Annotated in this window: 15 protein-coding genes and 1 pseudogene; 4 read left to right on the top strand and 12 right to left on the bottom strand. The window is 68.2% G+C overall.

Features of this window, described 5'->3' with window-relative positions:
• Window positions 1-57: 57 nt before the first annotated feature.
• From C8E99_RS01580 to C8E99_RS01570, 3 genes are all read right to left on the bottom strand, one after another.
• Window positions 58-1,683 (bottom strand): solute symporter family protein, encoded by a 1,626-nt coding sequence (locus tag C8E99_RS01580; RefSeq protein ID WP_211308968.1) that lies wholly within the window; start codon window positions 1,681-1,683, stop codon window positions 58-60.
• Window positions 1,680-2,096: a DUF485 domain-containing protein gene (locus C8E99_RS01575; protein ID WP_115930800.1), complete on the bottom strand. Its 417-nt coding sequence runs from the start codon at window positions 2,094-2,096 to the stop codon at window positions 1,680-1,682. Before C8E99_RS01575 ends, C8E99_RS01580 begins: the two co-directional genes overlap by 4 nt.
• A 120-nt stretch (window positions 2,097-2,216) precedes the next feature.
• Window positions 2,217-3,407, bottom strand: a complete 1,191-nt coding sequence (locus C8E99_RS01570) for an acyl-CoA dehydrogenase family protein (protein ID WP_425452836.1) — start codon at window positions 3,405-3,407, stop codon at window positions 2,217-2,219.
• A gap of 155 nt (window positions 3,408-3,562) precedes the next feature.
• Here C8E99_RS01570 and C8E99_RS01565 point away from each other — a divergent pair, with 155 nt between their 5' ends.
• Both C8E99_RS01565 and C8E99_RS01560 read left to right on the top strand, forming a co-directional pair.
• On the top strand, window positions 3,563-4,168 hold the full coding sequence (locus C8E99_RS01565; RefSeq protein ID WP_115930798.1) for a TetR/AcrR family transcriptional regulator: 606 nt from the start codon (window positions 3,563-3,565) through the stop codon (window positions 4,166-4,168).
• A 75-nt stretch (window positions 4,169-4,243) separates the two neighbouring features.
• Window positions 4,244-4,708 (top strand): GNAT family N-acetyltransferase, encoded by a 465-nt coding sequence (locus C8E99_RS01560; RefSeq protein WP_115933130.1) that lies wholly within the window; start codon window positions 4,244-4,246, stop codon window positions 4,706-4,708.
• Window positions 4,709-4,727: 19 nt separating this feature from the next.
• On the opposite strand, the gene C8E99_RS01555 is transcribed toward C8E99_RS01560, so the two are convergent.
• From C8E99_RS01555 to pdhA, 3 genes are read right to left on the bottom strand one after another with little or no spacing between them, the layout of a single operon-like run.
• Complete coding sequence (locus tag C8E99_RS01555; RefSeq protein ID WP_115930797.1) at window positions 4,728-6,110, bottom strand: dihydrolipoamide acetyltransferase family protein; 1,383 nt, start codon at window positions 6,108-6,110, stop codon at window positions 4,728-4,730.
• Window position 6,111: 1 nt separating this feature from the next.
• Window positions 6,112-7,179, bottom strand: coding sequence for an alpha-ketoacid dehydrogenase subunit beta (locus tag C8E99_RS01550; protein ID WP_115930796.1), 1,068 nt, complete (start codon window positions 7,177-7,179; stop codon window positions 6,112-6,114).
• Window positions 7,176-8,318, bottom strand: a complete 1,143-nt coding sequence (gene pdhA / locus C8E99_RS01545; RefSeq protein WP_115933129.1) for a pyruvate dehydrogenase (acetyl-transferring) E1 component subunit alpha — start codon at window positions 8,316-8,318, stop codon at window positions 7,176-7,178. The genes C8E99_RS01550 and pdhA overlap by 4 nt, the downstream gene beginning before the upstream one ends.
• 180 nt (window positions 8,319-8,498) lie before the next feature.
• On the opposite strand from pdhA, the gene C8E99_RS01540 reads away from it, so the two are divergent.
• Window positions 8,499-8,969, top strand: a complete 471-nt coding sequence (locus tag C8E99_RS01540) for an Lrp/AsnC family transcriptional regulator (RefSeq protein ID WP_170144502.1) — start codon at window positions 8,499-8,501, stop codon at window positions 8,967-8,969.
• A gap of 56 nt (window positions 8,970-9,025) precedes the next feature.
• On the opposite strand, the gene C8E99_RS01535 is transcribed toward C8E99_RS01540, so the two are convergent.
• From C8E99_RS01535 to rpsB, 6 genes are all read right to left on the bottom strand, one after another.
• Window positions 9,026-9,643: a DivIVA domain-containing protein gene (locus C8E99_RS01535; RefSeq protein ID WP_115930795.1), complete on the bottom strand. Its 618-nt coding sequence runs from the start codon at window positions 9,641-9,643 to the stop codon at window positions 9,026-9,028.
• Window positions 9,644-9,765: 122 nt separating this feature from the next.
• A complete protein-coding gene (locus C8E99_RS01530) occupies window positions 9,766-10,686 on the bottom strand; it encodes a phosphatidate cytidylyltransferase (protein WP_115930794.1) in 921 nt (306 codons plus the stop codon).
• A gap of 15 nt (window positions 10,687-10,701) precedes the next feature.
• On the bottom strand, window positions 10,702-11,259 hold the full coding sequence (frr, locus tag C8E99_RS01525) for a ribosome recycling factor (RefSeq protein ID WP_115930793.1): 558 nt from the start codon (window positions 11,257-11,259) through the stop codon (window positions 10,702-10,704).
• Window positions 11,260-11,356: 97 nt separating this feature from the next.
• Window positions 11,357-12,175, bottom strand: coding sequence for a UMP kinase (pyrH, locus tag C8E99_RS01520; RefSeq protein ID WP_245952021.1), 819 nt, complete (start codon window positions 12,173-12,175; stop codon window positions 11,357-11,359).
• 187 nt (window positions 12,176-12,362) lie between these two features.
• Entirely contained in the window at window positions 12,363-13,199 is an 837-nt protein-coding gene (gene tsf, locus C8E99_RS01515; RefSeq protein ID WP_115930792.1) for a translation elongation factor Ts, read from the bottom strand.
• A 125-nt stretch (window positions 13,200-13,324) separates the two neighbouring features.
• Window positions 13,325-14,302, bottom strand: a complete 978-nt coding sequence (gene rpsB / locus C8E99_RS01510) for a 30S ribosomal protein S2 (protein WP_115930791.1) — start codon at window positions 14,300-14,302, stop codon at window positions 13,325-13,327.
• Here rpsB and C8E99_RS16365 point away from each other — a divergent pair.
• Window positions 14,190-15,212 (top strand): annotated as a pseudogene (locus C8E99_RS16365) (peptidoglycan DD-metalloendopeptidase family protein); the annotation flags it as partial. The gene rpsB and the pseudogene C8E99_RS16365 overlap by 113 nt on opposite strands.
• Between the last annotated feature and the right edge of the window lie 5 nt (window positions 15,213-15,217).

Raw genomic sequence — 15,217 nt, 5'->3', positions numbered from 1 at the left:
TCTCTCTGCCCGCACAACGCTGGGGGGGGTCAAGGACCGGGAAGGTCCCCGGTGGGGTTAGTGGTCCACCGCCTTCTCGGCACCGATACCGGTCAAGGAGCGCACCTCCATCTCGGCCTGCTTCTCCGGGCTCTCGGTGCGCTTGTCCAGCTTGGATCCGATGAATCCGAGAAGGAAGGCGAGCGGGATGGAGACGATGCCGGGGTTCTTCAGCGGGAACCAGGCGAAGTCGACGCCGACGATCATGGACGTCTCGGTGCCGGACATGACCGGGGAGAAGACGATCAGCACGATCGCGGCACCCAGGCCGCCGTACATCGACCACAACGCGCCCTGGGTGGTGAAGCCCTTCCAGAACAGCGAGTACAGAATGGTGGGCAGGTTGGCGGACGCGGCGACCGCGAAGGCGAGTGCCACCAGGAAGGCCACGTTCTGGCCCTGGGCGCCGATGCCGCCGATAATCGCCAGGATGCCGATGACCACCACGGTGCGGCGGGCGATCTTGACCTCCTTCTCCGGACTGGTCTTGCCCTTGGCCAGGACGTTCGCGTAGATGTCATGCGCGAACGAGGCAGCCGCAGTGATCGTCAGGCCGGCTACCACCGCCAGGATGGTCGCGAAGGCGACGGCCGAGATCAGCCCCAGCAACAGCGGTCCGCCGAGTTCGAACGCCAGCAGCGGTGCCGCCGAGTTGACGCCGCCCGGCGCGTTCTCGATCCGTTCCGGGCCGATGAGGGCGCCGGCGCCGTAGCCCAGCACCAGGGTGAACAGGTAGAAGGCGCCGATCAGCACGATCGCCCAGACCACGGACTTGCGGGCCTCCTTGGCCGTCGGCACCGTGTAGAAGCGCATCAGCACATGGGGCAGGCCCGCGGTGCCGAGCACGAGGGCCAGGCCCAGGGACAGGAAGTCGAGCTTGGTGACCTCGCTGAGGCCGTACTGCAGGCCCGGGTCGAGGATGGCCTCACCCTCCGGGCTGAGTTCCACGGCCGCACCGAGCAGGGCGGAGAAGTTGAAGCCGAACAGGGCCAGGACCCAGATGGTCATGATGAAGGCACCGGCGATCAGCAGGCAGGCCTTGATGATCTGGACCCAGGTGGTGCCCTTCATGCCGCCTACGAGCACGTAGACGATCATCAACGCGCCCACAATCGCGATGACCACGGACTGGCCCAGCCGCTCATCGATGCCCAGCAGCAGGGAGACGAGCGCTCCGGCGCCGGCCATCTGGGCCAGCAGGTAGAAGAGGCAGACCATCAGGGTGGCGAGCGCCGCCGCGATGCGGACCGGCCGTTGCCGGAGGCGGAAGGACAGCACGTCCGCCATGGTGAACTTGCCGGTGTTGCGCAGCAGCTCGGCCACCAGAAGCAAGGCGACGAGCCACGCCACGAGGAAACCGATCGAATAGAGGAAACCGTCATAGCCGTTGATGGCGATGGCTCCCACGATGCCGAGGAAGGATGCTGCCGAGAGGTAGTCTCCGGCGATCGCGGTGCCGTTCTGGGTACCGGTGAAGGACCGGCCGCCGGCGTAGTAGTCGGCCGCGGTCTTGGTGTTCTTGGAAGCCCGCAGGACGATGATGAGGGTGATCGCGACGAAGAGGCCGAAGATCAGGATGTTGAGCCACGGCTCGCCGACGTTGGTGCCCTCGGCGTTGGCCGTCAGGATGGGAAGGATATTCACTTCTGGACTCCGTCGGTCGGCTTATCGATCGGTTCACCGGAGCCGGAGAGGCTCTGGTTGGCGATGCTCGGGTCCAGAGCTTCGAGTTCTTCCCGGATGTCCGTGGACCGCGGATCCAGCTTCTTGTTGGAGAAGGCCACGTAGAGCCCGGTGATGACGAAGGTCGAGACGAATTGCAGGAGCCCGATCACCAGTCCCAGATTGATGTTGCCGAGGACCTTGATGGACATGAACTCAGGGGCGTAGGCCGCGAGGATGACGTACAGGAAGTACCAGACGATGAAGACCACGGTCCACGGAAAGACGAAGCTGCGGTGGGTCTTCCGCAGCTCCTGGAACTGTGGCGTGGCCTGAACGGCGCGGAAATCGACATGGCCGTTGTCGGCCAGGTCCGGGTGTGGTGTTGAAGACACGTATCCCCCAGTCAGTGTGGTGCCCGCAGGCTACCGGTGAGTATGACCTGGCCATCCTAAGCGCTCAGTGATTCAGATCACAGATATTCGACCAGTTTTCCGTATCGGTGTCGCGCGAGGTTAGAGCCCGAGGGAGCGCGCGATCAGCATGAGCTGGACCTCGGTGGTGCCCTCGCCGATCTCCAGGATCTTCGAGTCGCGGTAGTGGCGCGCCACCAGGGACTCGTTCATGAATCCGTAGCCACCGAACACCTGCGTGGCATCCCGCGCATTGTCCATGGCCGCCTCGCCGGCGACCAGCTTGGCGATGGCCGCCTCCGTCTTGAACGGCTTGCCCGCCAGCATCTTGGCCGCCGCCTCGTAGTACGCCAACCGGGCCGAGTGGGCGCGCGCCTGCATGCGGGCGATCTTGAAGGACACGGCCTGGTTCTTGCCGATGGCCTGCCCGAAGGCGGTCCGGGTCTTCGCATAGGCGATCGATTCATCCACGCACCCCTGGGCCGCCCCCGTGGACAGAGCGGCGATGGCGATGCGCCCCTCGTCCAGGATCGAGAGGAAATTGGCGTAGCCACGGCCCCGCTCGCCCAGGAGGTTCGCCTCCGGCACCTCGACGCCGTCGAAGAACAGCGGGTGGGTGTCCGAGGAGTTCCAGCCCATCTTGTCGTAGGCCCCGCCCACGGTGAACCCGGGCGTGCCGGAGGGCACCAGGAGCGTGGAGATCTCCTTGGCCGGCTGCCCATCCCGGCCCTCCCGGCTGCCGGTCACCGCCGTGACGGTGACGAGCCGGGTGATGTCCGTGCCGGAGTTGGTGATGAACTCCTTGGCTCCGCTCACGGTCCAGGTGCCGCCGGCCAGGGTCGCCGTGGTCTGGGTCCCCCCGGCGTCCGACCCACCGTTGGGTTCCGTCAGCCCGAAGCCGGCCAGGGCACGGGCCGTCACGAGGTCCGGAAGCCACGTTTCTTTTTGCTCGTCCGTGCCGAAGCGGTAGACCGGCATGGCCCCCAGGGACACTCCGGCCTCCAGGGTGATGGCGACGGACTGGTTCACCCGCCCCAGTTCCTCGAGGGCCAGGGCCAGCGCGAAGTAGTCGCCGCCCATGCCGCCGTACTCCTCCGGGAACGGCAGGCCGAACAGGCCCATCTCCCCCATCTGACGCACGATCTCGTAGGGGAACTCGTGACGGGCATCCAGGCCGGCGGAGACCGGCGCCACCACCTCGTCGGCGAATTCCCGGACGGTGCCGACCAGGTCCCGGTAGTCCTCGTTGAGCTCGGGCCCGGCCAGGCCGGCGGAGTGCGGGGTGGTGCTCATAGCGTGTCCCATCTGAGTAAATCGTGATTAACTGAAACAATGGTGTGATCGTAGACACCTCGGGCGTTCGCTGTCCACCACCGGACCGCATGGCCCCAACCAACACCGCCCCACATCAGCCCCGAGCTCATCCCACCGACTTCCCCAGGACCGCCATGACCTCCGAACAGACCGCCCGTGCCGCCGCCAAGGCCGATCGCCGGCAATCCCTGTTGGCGGCCGCCGCCGGACTGTTCGCCGACCGGGGCTTCACCTCGGTCCGGCTCGAAGACCTGGGCGCGGCCTGCGGTGTCAGCGGCCCTGCGGTGTACCGGCACTTCCCGGGCAAGACCGCCGTCCTCGGCGAACTGCTGCTCCAGGTCAGCCAGGACCTGCTGGACGGCGCCCACCGAGTGGCCGCCGCCGAGGACGGAGCAGGAGAGGCCTTGGCCGCCCTCGTGCGTTTCCAGACGGACTTCGCCCTGTCCCACCGTGATGTGATCGCCGTGCAGGGTCGGGAGATGCGCCATCTTGAACCGGACGTGCGCGCCGAGGTGGTCCGGCTCCAGCGGGACTACATCGAAGTCTGGGCGGGCCAACTGCGGTTGCTGCACCCGGACGAGGACCACGGCACCGCGGTCTTCCGCACCCAGGCGGCCCTCGGGCTGGTGAACTCCACCCCGCATTCGGTCCGCCGCTCACCTTCGGAGCAGCGAGGACGGCGCGCCCTGTTGGAGGGAATGGCCCTGTCCGCGCTGCTGGCGGGCTCGGAGGCCCGCTAGTATTCCGCGTACAGTGTGAGAGCGAGGGCCACCGTGGTTCAGGCCCCATCCCGTGACGAGGAGGTCACCATTTCCGTGCAACTTCGTGAAGTCCGGTCCGAGGACCTGGATTACTTCTTTGAGCACCAGCAGGATCCCGAGGCCAACCTGATGGCCGCCTTCGCCGCCCGCAGTCCCCAGGACCGCGGCGTGTTCGACTACCACTGGTCCCGGTTGCTCGAGGACCCCGCCACGAAGGTCCGGACCATTGAGCAGGACGGCCAGGTCGCCGGGGCCGTCGTCGTCTCCGGCATCGGCGAGGAGCCGGAACTCTCCTTCTGGACCGCCCGCGAATACTGGGGCCAGGGCATCACCACCTCCGCGGTGGACGCCCTGCTGGAGGCCTTCACGGACCGCCCCCTGCGCGCGCACGTACCGGCGGACAACATCGGTTCGCAGAAGATCCTCACCCGCCGTGGCTTCGCCGTGGTGGGCGAGGACAAGAACTTCTCCAACGCGCGGTCCGAGGTGGTCACCGAGCTCATCATGCAGCTCGGCTGACCACCTCGGTTGACCGCCTCTAGAACAGCGCCAAGGCCAGGCCCGGCTGGGCCAGCACCGCGCCGACGTCGGCCAGGAACCGCGAGCCCTGCTCGCCGTCCACCAGCCGATGGTCGAACGACAGGGACAGCGTCATCACCTGGCGCAGCGCGACCTCGTCCCGGTACTCCCACGGCATCCGCCGGACCTGACCGATGGCCAGGATGCCCGCCTCGCCCGGATTGATGATGGGGGTGCCGGCATCGACTCCGAAGACCCCCACGTTGGTCAGGGTGAAGGTGCCCCCGGAGAGCTGTTCGGGCTTAAGCTTGCCTTCCCGAGCCACAGCCGTCAGCTCGGCCAGCCGGACCGCCAGCGAGCGTAGGTCTGCGGCGTGGGCGTCCTTGAGATTCGGCACCATGAGTCCGCGCGGGGTGGCCGCGGCGATGCCCAGGTTGACGTAGTTCTGCCGGATGATCCGCCCACCGTCCCCGTCCCACCGGGCGTTGAGTTCGGGCGTGCGTTCCAGCGCCAGGCAAGCGGCCCGGGCCACCAGGGTGAGCGGGGTGAGCTTCAGCTCGCGGAAGTCCCGCCTCTGCCTCACCTCCTGCAGCAACTCGACGGATTCGGTGACGTCCACGGTCAGGAACTCGGTCACATGCGGGGCCGTGAACGCGCTGGACGTCATGGCGGCCGCGGTGGCCTTGCGGACGGAGCGGATCGGCTCCTCCTCCGTGCGGGGCCGGCCCCCGAGGGTGCGGACACCGCCGGCCGCGGCCTCGGTCAGGGTGTCCGTCCCGGACGGGCTGCCCGACACCGGCCGCGCATCGTCCGCGGCGGCCGTGACATCCTCGCGGGTCACCACTCCCCCCGCTCCGCTGCCCGCAAGCCGGGCGATGTCCACCCCGAGGTCGCGGGCGAGCTTGCGGACCGGCGGGGTGGAACGCGGGCGCTCGGCAGTGAGCGTTGCGGTGCCCCCAGCCGGCACCGGCACCGAGGATGGCGAGCCGGACGGCTGGGCTGCCGGCACCGGATCGGGCGCCGCGGGCCGCCCGGCCCGGGCGCGACGGGCGGGGCGGCCGGCCCCCTCCACTGCCGCGCCGTAGCCGACCAGCGTCGGTACTCGGCCATCCGGCAGGGAGGAGGAGCCGGCGTCGGGCACCGGGGTGTCCTCCGATTCCGCCCCGGGCAGGTCGAAAGAGATGATGGGGGCACCGACCTGGATGACCGCCCCGGGCTCCCCGTGCAGTTCGGCGATGGTGCCGTCGAAGGGGCTGGAGAGCTCGACGACCGCCTTGGCCGTCTCCACCTCGGCGAGCACGTCATTCAACGCGACCGTGTCACCGACGGCGATCTTCCAGGAGAGCAACTCGGACTCGGTCAGGCCCTCGCCGAGATCGGGCAGGTTGAAGACCTTGAGCATGTCAGGCTCCTGACGTGTGGTCGGACGCGGAACCCAGGGGTACGGGCGACGCGAAGGGGTCCAGAGAGTCGAGCGAGTTGGGGCGGCCCAGGGCCCGGTCCACGCCGTCGAGGATACGGTCCAGGTCCGGCACGTGATGGTGCTCGAGTTTGGCCGGCGGGTACGGGATGTCGAATCCGGTGACTCGCACCGGCGGGTGCTCCAGCCAGTGGAAGCAGCGCTCGGTCACCGTGGCCGCGATCTCGGCGCCCAGCCCCCCGGTGCGGGAGGCCTCATGGGCGATCACCAGCCGGCCGGTCTTGCGCACGGAGGACTCGATGAGTCCGAAGTCGATCGGGGACAGCGACCTCAGGTTGATCACCTCGAGTGAGGCTCCCTCCGCGGCGGCGGCCTCCGCGGCCTGCAGACAGGTCTTCACCAGCGGACCGTAGGTCACCAGGGTGACGTCGGATCCCTCGGTGGCCAGGGCGGCCGGGCCCATGGGGCGCAGCGGCGCCGTGAGGTCCACGGGAGCCTTGTCATGGTAGCGGCGTTTCGGCTCCAGGTAGACGACCGGGTCGTTGCTGGCGACGGCCGCGCGGATGAGGTCGTACCCCTCCTGCGGGGTGGACGGGGAGACGACCCGCAGCCCGGCCGTGTGCACGAAGTAGGCCTCCGGTGACTCCGAATGGTGCTCCGGTGAGCCGATGCCGCCGCCGAACGGGATGCGGATGGTGATCGGCATGTTCACGGCCCCGTGGGTGCGGTGGAAGAGCTTGGCGACCTGGGAGACGATCTGGTCGAAGGACGGGTAGACGAACCCATCGAACTGGATCTCCACGACGGGACGGTAGCCCCGGTAAGCCAGGCCGACGGCAGTGCCCATGATGCCGGACTCGGCCAGGGGCGTGTCCACTACGCGGTCCTCGCCGAACTCCTCCTGCAGGCCGTCGGTGATGCGGAAGACTCCTCCGAGTTTGCCGATGTCCTCGCCCATGAGCAGGACGGCAGGGTCATCGGCCAGGGCGGCACGCAGGCCGGCGTTGATGGCCTTGCCGAAGGTGAGGTTCTCGGCGGCGGTGCCCGTCATCGCGCACCCGCTTCCAGCTGTGGCCCGTCGAACTGCTCCAGGTAGAGCCGGTAGTGCTCTCGCTGACGCTCCAGCTCGTGGTGCGGCTCCGCGTACACGTGGTCGAAGAGATCGGCCGGCTCCGGATCGGTCAGGTCGGCGACGCCGGCCCGCAGTTCCGCGGCCATGGCATCCGCCGCGGCGGTGGAGTCTGCCGTCAGGGCCTCGACATCCTCCCCCAGCTCGGCCAGGTGCTTCTCGAGCCGGTCGATGGGGTCCTTGGCGCGCCAGGCCTCCACCTCCTCCGCGTCCCGGTAGCGGGTCGGATCGTCCGCGGTGGTGTGGGGCCCCATGCGGTAGGTCACCGCTTCGATGAAGGTCGGGCCGCCGCCGTTGCGGGCCCGTTCGAGTGCGCGGCGGGTGGCGGCCATGACCGCGAGGACGTCATTGCCGTCCACACGCATGGCGGGGATGCCGAAGCCCCAGGGACGGTCGGCGATGTGGCGCTTGGCCTGGAGTCCGACCGGCTCGGAGATCGCCCAGTGGTTGTTCTGGCAGAAGAACACCACGGGGGCGTGGAAGCTGGCCGCGAAGACCATGGCCTCGTTGACGTCGCCCTGACTGGTGGCACCGTCGCCGAAGTAGCCGATGGCCGCCGCATCCGCGCCATCCCGGGTGATGCCCATGGCGTAGCCGACGGCATGCAGCGCCTGCGCGCCGATGATGATCTGCTGGGCCGCGAAGTTGTGGTCCTGGGGCTTCCAACCGGCGAACGTAGCGCCGCGCCACAGGCGGACCAGGCCCAGCGGGTCGACGCCCCGCAGGTAGGCCACGCCGTTCTCACGGTAGGAGGGGAAGACGTAGTCGTCATCCTGCATGGCCACGGCCGAACCGGCTTGGGCGGCTTCCTGCCCCAGCAGCGGCGGCCACAGGGCGAGTTCTCCCTGGCGCTGGAGGTGCGTGCACTCCGTGTCGATCCGGCGGATGAGGGTCATGTCCCGGTGCAGGGATCCCAGCATCGCGGGGGTGACGTCCTCAAGCCAGGGGTCCAGGTCATGGTCCGGACGGCGATGGCCCTCCGGGGTGAGCACCTGGAGCAGGTCCGGTTCGGGGACGTGGGGCATGCCGGTTGATGGGGGAATCAGGCTGGTGGATCCCATGGTGACCTCCTCGTTCAGGCCCGCACCGGGTAGGTGCTGTGCCATAGCCGTGGACGCGGTCAGGGTGTCGACCGCTCCCTTGTGATGCTAGTCACAGCGGCAGCGTTGCACAAGGTACGCTGTTCGCACTGGGCATTCTGCCCAGCAACAGCGCAAGACCTTCCCGGGAAAGTGAGCATCATGCGCACCTTGGACACCACCGACTTGAGACTCCTCGTCGAGCTATCGAAGACCCCGGATGCCACCACCGTGGCCCTCGCCCAGGCCCTTTCCCTGTCCCGCAACACGGTCCAGGCGCGTCTGGTCCGGCTCTCCGAGGAGGGGGTGTTCCTGCCCTTCGAGCGCCGGATCAGCATGGAGGCCCTCGGACACCCGCTGACGGCGTTCGTGCAGATCCACGTCCACCAGCAACAACTCACCGAGATCACCGCGGCCCTGCACGGGATTCCCGAGGTGGTCCAGGCCCACGGCCTGACCGGCTCGGCGGATGTCCTGGCCCGGGTGGCGGCTCGGAACGCGGAGGACCTGTTCAGGATCCACTCGCGGATCCTGCAGATCGACGGGGTGGATCGTGCGGACACCTCCCTGGCCATGACCGAGCTGGTCGCCTGGAGGACGGTGCCGCTCGTCGAGTCGCTCCTGGGCGGCTGAAGACGGTTCGAGCGGGCGGCCGCTGAAGACGGGTCGAACTGGCCGGGCGGGGCCGGTCAGTCGAGGATGGACAGCACGTCAATGGAGGCGTCGAGGAACGCGTCCACCTGCGCCTCGTCATAGCCATCGGTGCCGGGAGCGGCCGCGAACACTGCCCTGCGTACGTCATCGGCACCCAGGTCTGCACCCTCCGCGCGATCGTCGAAGCGAGCCGAGAGGCGGTGGCACAAGGCGTCCACCTCGGCTCGGTCGTAGCCGCCGTCCCGGTCCCGGGCCGGGCGGCGGAATCGCTCGCCGTCAGGGCGGTCGAGACGGCCCCGGAGAACGTCGATGGAGGCGTGGACCCGGCCAATCCAGGCGTCCTCGCCTTCGACCTCGATGCGCCGTTCGCGCTCAGACCGGGCGAGGGCGTCCTCGAGCCGGTCCAGGACGTCGTCGACCTGGTCGGCCTGGTAGCCGCCCTTGACCGCGTCGAAGGTGATGTGGCGGATGTCGGCGGAGCGCAGGTCACCACCACCCTCATAGGCGACTCGGGCACGGGTGAGGAACTGATCCACCTGCTTGCGGTGGTATCCGAAGGTGCGCCGGTCCGCGAGGTCGAAGGGTTGGCGATCGGCCGACCGCATCACCTGCTGCTGGAGTCCTTCGGAATCCTGCCGCGCGCCGTGGTCCATCGAGAAGGCTCCTTCGGAAGAGTGTGGGGGTCCGCCAACGTGTCCATCGTAGCCAGCGGGACCGGCAGATCGTGTGAGGCCGCCGGGGTGTCAGGCGTCTCTCACGCCCCAGCGTCCCGCTCTCACACGAAGGGCAGGCCGAAGACCATGTAGGCGACCGGTGCGGAGAACACCAGAGAGTCCAGCCGGTCCATGGCACCGCCATGGCCCGGGAGCATCGACCCCATGTCCTTGATGTTCAGCTCGCGTTTCACCATGGATTCGGCGAAGTCGCCCGCGGTCGCCGAGGCCACGGTCAGGAGGCCGAGCAGGCTGCCAACCCACCACGGGTGGTCCAGGAACAGGTGGACCGCAGCCGTGCCCACGAGCACTGAGCCGGCCACCGATCCGGCGAAACCCTCCCAGGACTTCTTGGGACTGATCTTGGGCGCCATGGGGTGTTTGCCGAAGCTGGCGCCGACGATGTAACCGAAGGTGTCATTGGAGACCACCATGAACAGCATGCAGGCCACCATGAGGTTGCCCTGTTCCTGGCCCAGCAGGGCGATCGCGAAGGACAGCAGGAACGGCACCCAAAGGACGATGAAGGCGGAGGCCATCACGGACTCCCCCTGGGCGGGCAGATCCTCGACCACCGACCAGACCAGGACCAGCAGAATCGTGCCCAGCAGGGCCAGCACCAGGGCCTCGACCCCACCGGCGAAGGCGCCCAGTGGCATCGCCACGGCGCCAGCCCAGAGCGGCACTCGGGGGATGTCGAGGCCGCGCCGCGAGATGGCCTGCGCTGTTTCCGTGACCCCCAGCAGCAGCAGTGCGATGACGAGGATCGCCAGCACCACCGGAAACCAGATCAGTCCGACGAGGGCGCCACCGAGCAGCAGCAGGCCGACGGTGATGGCTGCCGGGAGGTTACGGCCGGCCTTGGCCTGGCGGGCCCGGGCGGTCTCCTGCTCCCGCCGCTGCCGCCGGGTCACCGGTGGTTCCGGTTGCGGAACCGGCGGCAGGACCGGCTGCGAGGCAGCGGGCGCGGAGGGATCAGTCATGGTGTGGTGGGTAGCTCAGACCTCGAGGAGTTCCGCTTCCTTACGCTTGGCCATCTCGTCGATCTCGTCCGTGAACCGACGGGTCATGGCGTCGAGTTCCTTCTCGGCACGTGTCCCCTCGTCCTCGCCGACGTCCCCGTCCTTGACCATCTTGTCCAGCGTCTCCTTGGCCTTGCGGCGGGTGTTGCGCAGGGAGACCTTGTGGTCCTCGGCCTTGGTCTTGACGAGCTTGACGTACTCCTTGCGGCGCTCCTCGGTCAGATCGGGCAAGACCACGCGGATGACCTTGCCGTCATTGGACGGGTTCGCGCCGATCTCAGAATCCGAGAGGGCCTTCTCGATGTTGCGCAAGGCGGACACGTCGAACGGCGTGATCAGCAGAGTGCGGGCATCGGTGGTGGTGAAGGAGGCGAGCTGCTGCAGCGGCGTGTAGGAGCCGTAGTAGTCCACCATGACCTTGGAGTAGAGCCCGGGGTTCGCCCGGCCGGTGCGGACCGACCCGAAGTCCTCACGGGTGGCCTCGATCGTCTTCTCCATCTGCTCGGTGGCAGCCTGAAGGGTTTCCTGCGTCACGTTGTCTCCTGGGTTCTGGTGCGGTTGTGGTCAATCCTAGGACACCCGCTCGTGCGGCGGTCCCAGGCGGGCGGTCCGGACGGACCGGCAGTGCAGGTCAGAGGGTGACCGTGGTGCCGATCCTCTCACCCAACAGGGCCTGGGTGACGTTGCCCTGGCCCTCCATGCCGAACACCATCATGGACAGGCCGTTGTCCTTGCACATGGTCATCGCAGTCTGGTCCATCACCCGGATGTCGTTCAACAGCGCCTCGTCATAAGTGAGGTGCTCGTACTTCCGTGCCGAGGGATCCTTCTTCGGGTCTGCCGTGTAGACGCCGTCCACGCCGGACTTGGCCATGAGCACCTCGTCGGCACCGATCTCCAGGGCACGCTGGGCGGCCACGGTGTCCGTCGAGAAGTACGGCAGGCCGGTGCCGGCCCCGAAGATCACCACGCGGCCCTTCTGCATGTGACGGATGGCGCGCAGCGGGATGTACGGTTCGGCGACCTGTTCCATGTGGATGGCGGACTGGACGCGGGTGGACACACCCGCCTGTTCCAGGAAGTCCTGCAGTGCCAGGCAGTTCATGACGGTGCCGAGCATGCCCATGTAATCGGCACGCCGGCGGTCCATCCCGTTCTCGGAGAGCTCGGCTCCCCGGAAGAAGTTGCCGCCGCCGACGACGATGGCGATCTCGACCTCCCCCCGGGCATCGGCGATCTGCTCGGCCATGCCGCGCACCGTGTCCGGATCCACGCCGACCTTGCCGCCACCGAAGACCTCACCGGAGAGCTTGAGCAGCACCCGGCGCTTCTCGGTCCGGCCGGGATTGCCGCGGGTATCACCGGCTTGGGCCTGCTGCAGGTCCCGGGACTCGTTGAAGGACGTGGCGTCGCGGATGTCCGGGCTGGTTCGCTGGTCAGTGCTCTCCATGGGCTGGCCTCCTGGGCTCATCGGGGCTGGCGGTTGTGGTGATGGTGGTGCACCACGTGAGGGTGGTTCGTCGGGCAGAGCAAAGGGGGTGGCCATCCATGTTGGATGACCACCCCCTTTTCAGACTCGTCCGCTGCGCGGTCGGTCCGATCCTACCGCGTGGGCGGGGGGCCGCCGTGCGGGTCGGTCAGTTACCGACGCGGAATCGGGCGAAACCGGAGACGGCGGTGCCGGCGTCGGTCAGGACCTTGCCGACGGTCTGCTTCGGGTCCTTGGCGAACGGCTGGTCCACGAGCACGATCTCCTTGAAGAAGCCGGTCAGGCGGCCCTCCACGATCTTGGCCATGGCCTGCTCCGGCTTGCCCTCGGCGCGGGCCGTCTCGTCGGCGATGCGACGCTCGTTCTCGACGGTCTCGGCCGGCACGTCCTCTCGGGACAGGTAGGTCGGAGCGAAGGCGGCGGTGTGCACGGCAACGTCGTGAGCGGCGGTCTGCGCGGCCTCGGAGTCGGCATCCACGGCCATCAGCACGCCCACCTGGGCGGGAAGGTCCTTGGAGGTCTTGTGCAGGTAGGCGTCCACGAAGGCACCTTCCACGCGGGCGATGCGGCGGACGACGACCTTCTCACCGAGGACAGCGCCCTCGTCGACGACGTGCTCGCCCAGGGTGCGGCCGTTGAACTCGGAGGCCAGCAGGGCCTCGAGATCGGCTGCACCGGTGGAGACGGCCTGCTCGAGGACGACGTTGCCCAGCTCGATGAACTTCTCGTTCTTGGCGACGAAGTCGGTCTCGCAGTTGACCTCGATCATGACGCCGGTGCCATCCTTGACGACGGCGGCGACCAGGCCCTCGACGGCCGCACGGCCTTCGCGCTTGGTCGCGCCCTTGAGGCCCTTCACGCGGATGATCTCGATCGCCTTGTCGCTGTCGCCATTGGCCTCGTCGAGTGCCTTCTTGACGTCCATCATTCCGGCGCCGGTGCGCTCGCGCAGGGCCTTGATGTCAGCTGCGGTGTAGTTCGCCATGCCTGGTACCCATCCTTACCTGTAGCGGGATTGTCCCGAAGTGGTGTTGTGGTGCTTGGTTCTGGTGCCCGGACCTGGTCCGGGCAGACACCGGCCGGCCCCGTGTGGGGCCGGCCGGTGGTGGATCACTTGGCCTCGGGGGCCTCTGCTGCCGGTGTCTCGGTGCCCTCGACTGCCGGTGCCTCGGTACCCTCGGCGGCCTCGGCCACCTCGGAGGCGTCCGCCGAAGCCGGAACGTCCTGCGCGGCCTCGACGTCGGCCTGGGCCGCCTGCTCGCCCTGCGGAGAGGACATGCCGCCCGTGGCCGGGCCGGCCTCCGGAGCTGCGGCCTGCTCGGCCTGGTGCTGCTCGAGGAGCTCGCGCTCCCACTCAGCCATCGGCTCTTCGGCGGCCTGGCCACCGGACTTGCCCTGGTTGCGGGCGATGAGGCCCTCGGCCACGGCGTCGGCCACCACGCGGGTCAGCAGATTGACGGAGCGGATCGCGTCATCGTTGCCCGGGATCGGGTAGGTGACCTCGTCGGGATCGCAGTTGGTGTCCAGGATGGCGACCACCGGGATGCCCAGCTTCTGGGCCTCGTCCACGGCGAGGTGCTCCTTCTTGGTGTCCACGATCCAGACCGCAGAGGGGGTCCGGGTCATGTTGCGGATACCACCGAGATTGGACTCGAGCTTGGTCAGCTCGCGCTGCAGCAGGAGGAGTTCCTTCTTGGTGTGGCCGGAACCGGCAACATCCTCGAAGTCGATCTCCTCGAGCTCCTTCATGCGCTGCACGCGCTTGGAGACCGTGGCGAAGTTGGTGAGCATGCCGCCGAGCCAACGGTGGTTGACGTAGGGCATGCCCACGCGGGTGGCCTGCTCGGCGATGGCTTCCTGACCCTGCTTCTTGGTGCCGACGAAGAGAATGGTGCCGCCGTGGGCCACCGTCTCCTTGACGAACTCGAAGGCCCGGTCGATGTAGGACAGGGATTGCTGCAGGTCGATGATGTAGATGCCGTTGCGCTCGGTGAAGATGAAGCGCTTCATCTTGGGGTTCCAGCGGCGGGTCTGGTGTCCGAAGTGGACGCCGGAGTCCAGCAGCTGGCGCATGGTGACGACAGGCATGTCGCTCCTTGTATGTTGTCGGTTGACGACCGTTCCGTGGTGGTCCGGTCCCTGGCATGTACTGCGGGCGAACCCGGCATTCCCGACGCTGACCCGTGGCACCCGCTCAGCGGGTGTTCGGGACCGATGGTGGGAACCTGCCGCACCCGTGAGGGCCGGCATCAGTCATACGCGTAGTCAGCGGTGCACTCCGCACGTCATCGCTGACGGCAAGGGCACACAACTGCTGGGCCAATCTTACCCCAGCCGGATCCATGCTCCGAACCGGCCAGCGTCCGGCCTGCCCTGCTGCTTCAGCCTGACTGACCTTCGCCCCCTCCCTGTTCCTGGCTTCTGGCGGTCCTTCTCCGCTCCTCCACAGGGAACCGGTCCGGCGTACTCATCCACCAACGGCACACCCTGTCCCCCATGCACAACGCCGGCAACCCAGTCTGGAGTCATGTCACCTTGGTCCTGGCCCATCCTTCCCATCGACGGCGGCGGCCGCTTCCCGCTGGTGCTGCGCCTGCTCGGCCTGACGACCCTGGGGCTGACCGCCCCGGCCTTCGTCCCGGTCTTCGCCTCGCCGATCACGACGGCAGTACCCGTGGCATCCTCGCCGCAGGTCACCACGACGACCGACGTGGCGAGCGCCTGGGTGCCGCCTACTTCGGGCGCGATCCTGCGGGCCTTCGATCCTCCCCCGGAACCGTGGGCGGCCGGCCACCGCGGCGTGGACTGGGAGGCGACGGGGGGCGAGGTGGTGGCCCCCGGGGCCGGGACGGTGCGCTTCGCCGGGCCGGTGGCAGGGCGACCCGTCATCACGCTCGCCCACGCCAACGGCATGCTCTCGAGCCTGGAACCGGTCACGGCCGCGGAGCACTGGTCCGTCGGGGACCGCGTGGAAGCCGGAGAACTGCTGGGCACCGTGGGATC

Origin of the sequence: Citricoccus muralis (genome assembly GCF_003386075.1) — a bacterium.
Classification (GTDB): domain Bacteria; phylum Actinomycetota; class Actinomycetes; order Actinomycetales; family Micrococcaceae; genus Citricoccus; species Citricoccus muralis.
Note: the sequence above shows the minus strand (reverse complement) of the source record. Positions and strands in the feature narration are given on the sequence as shown.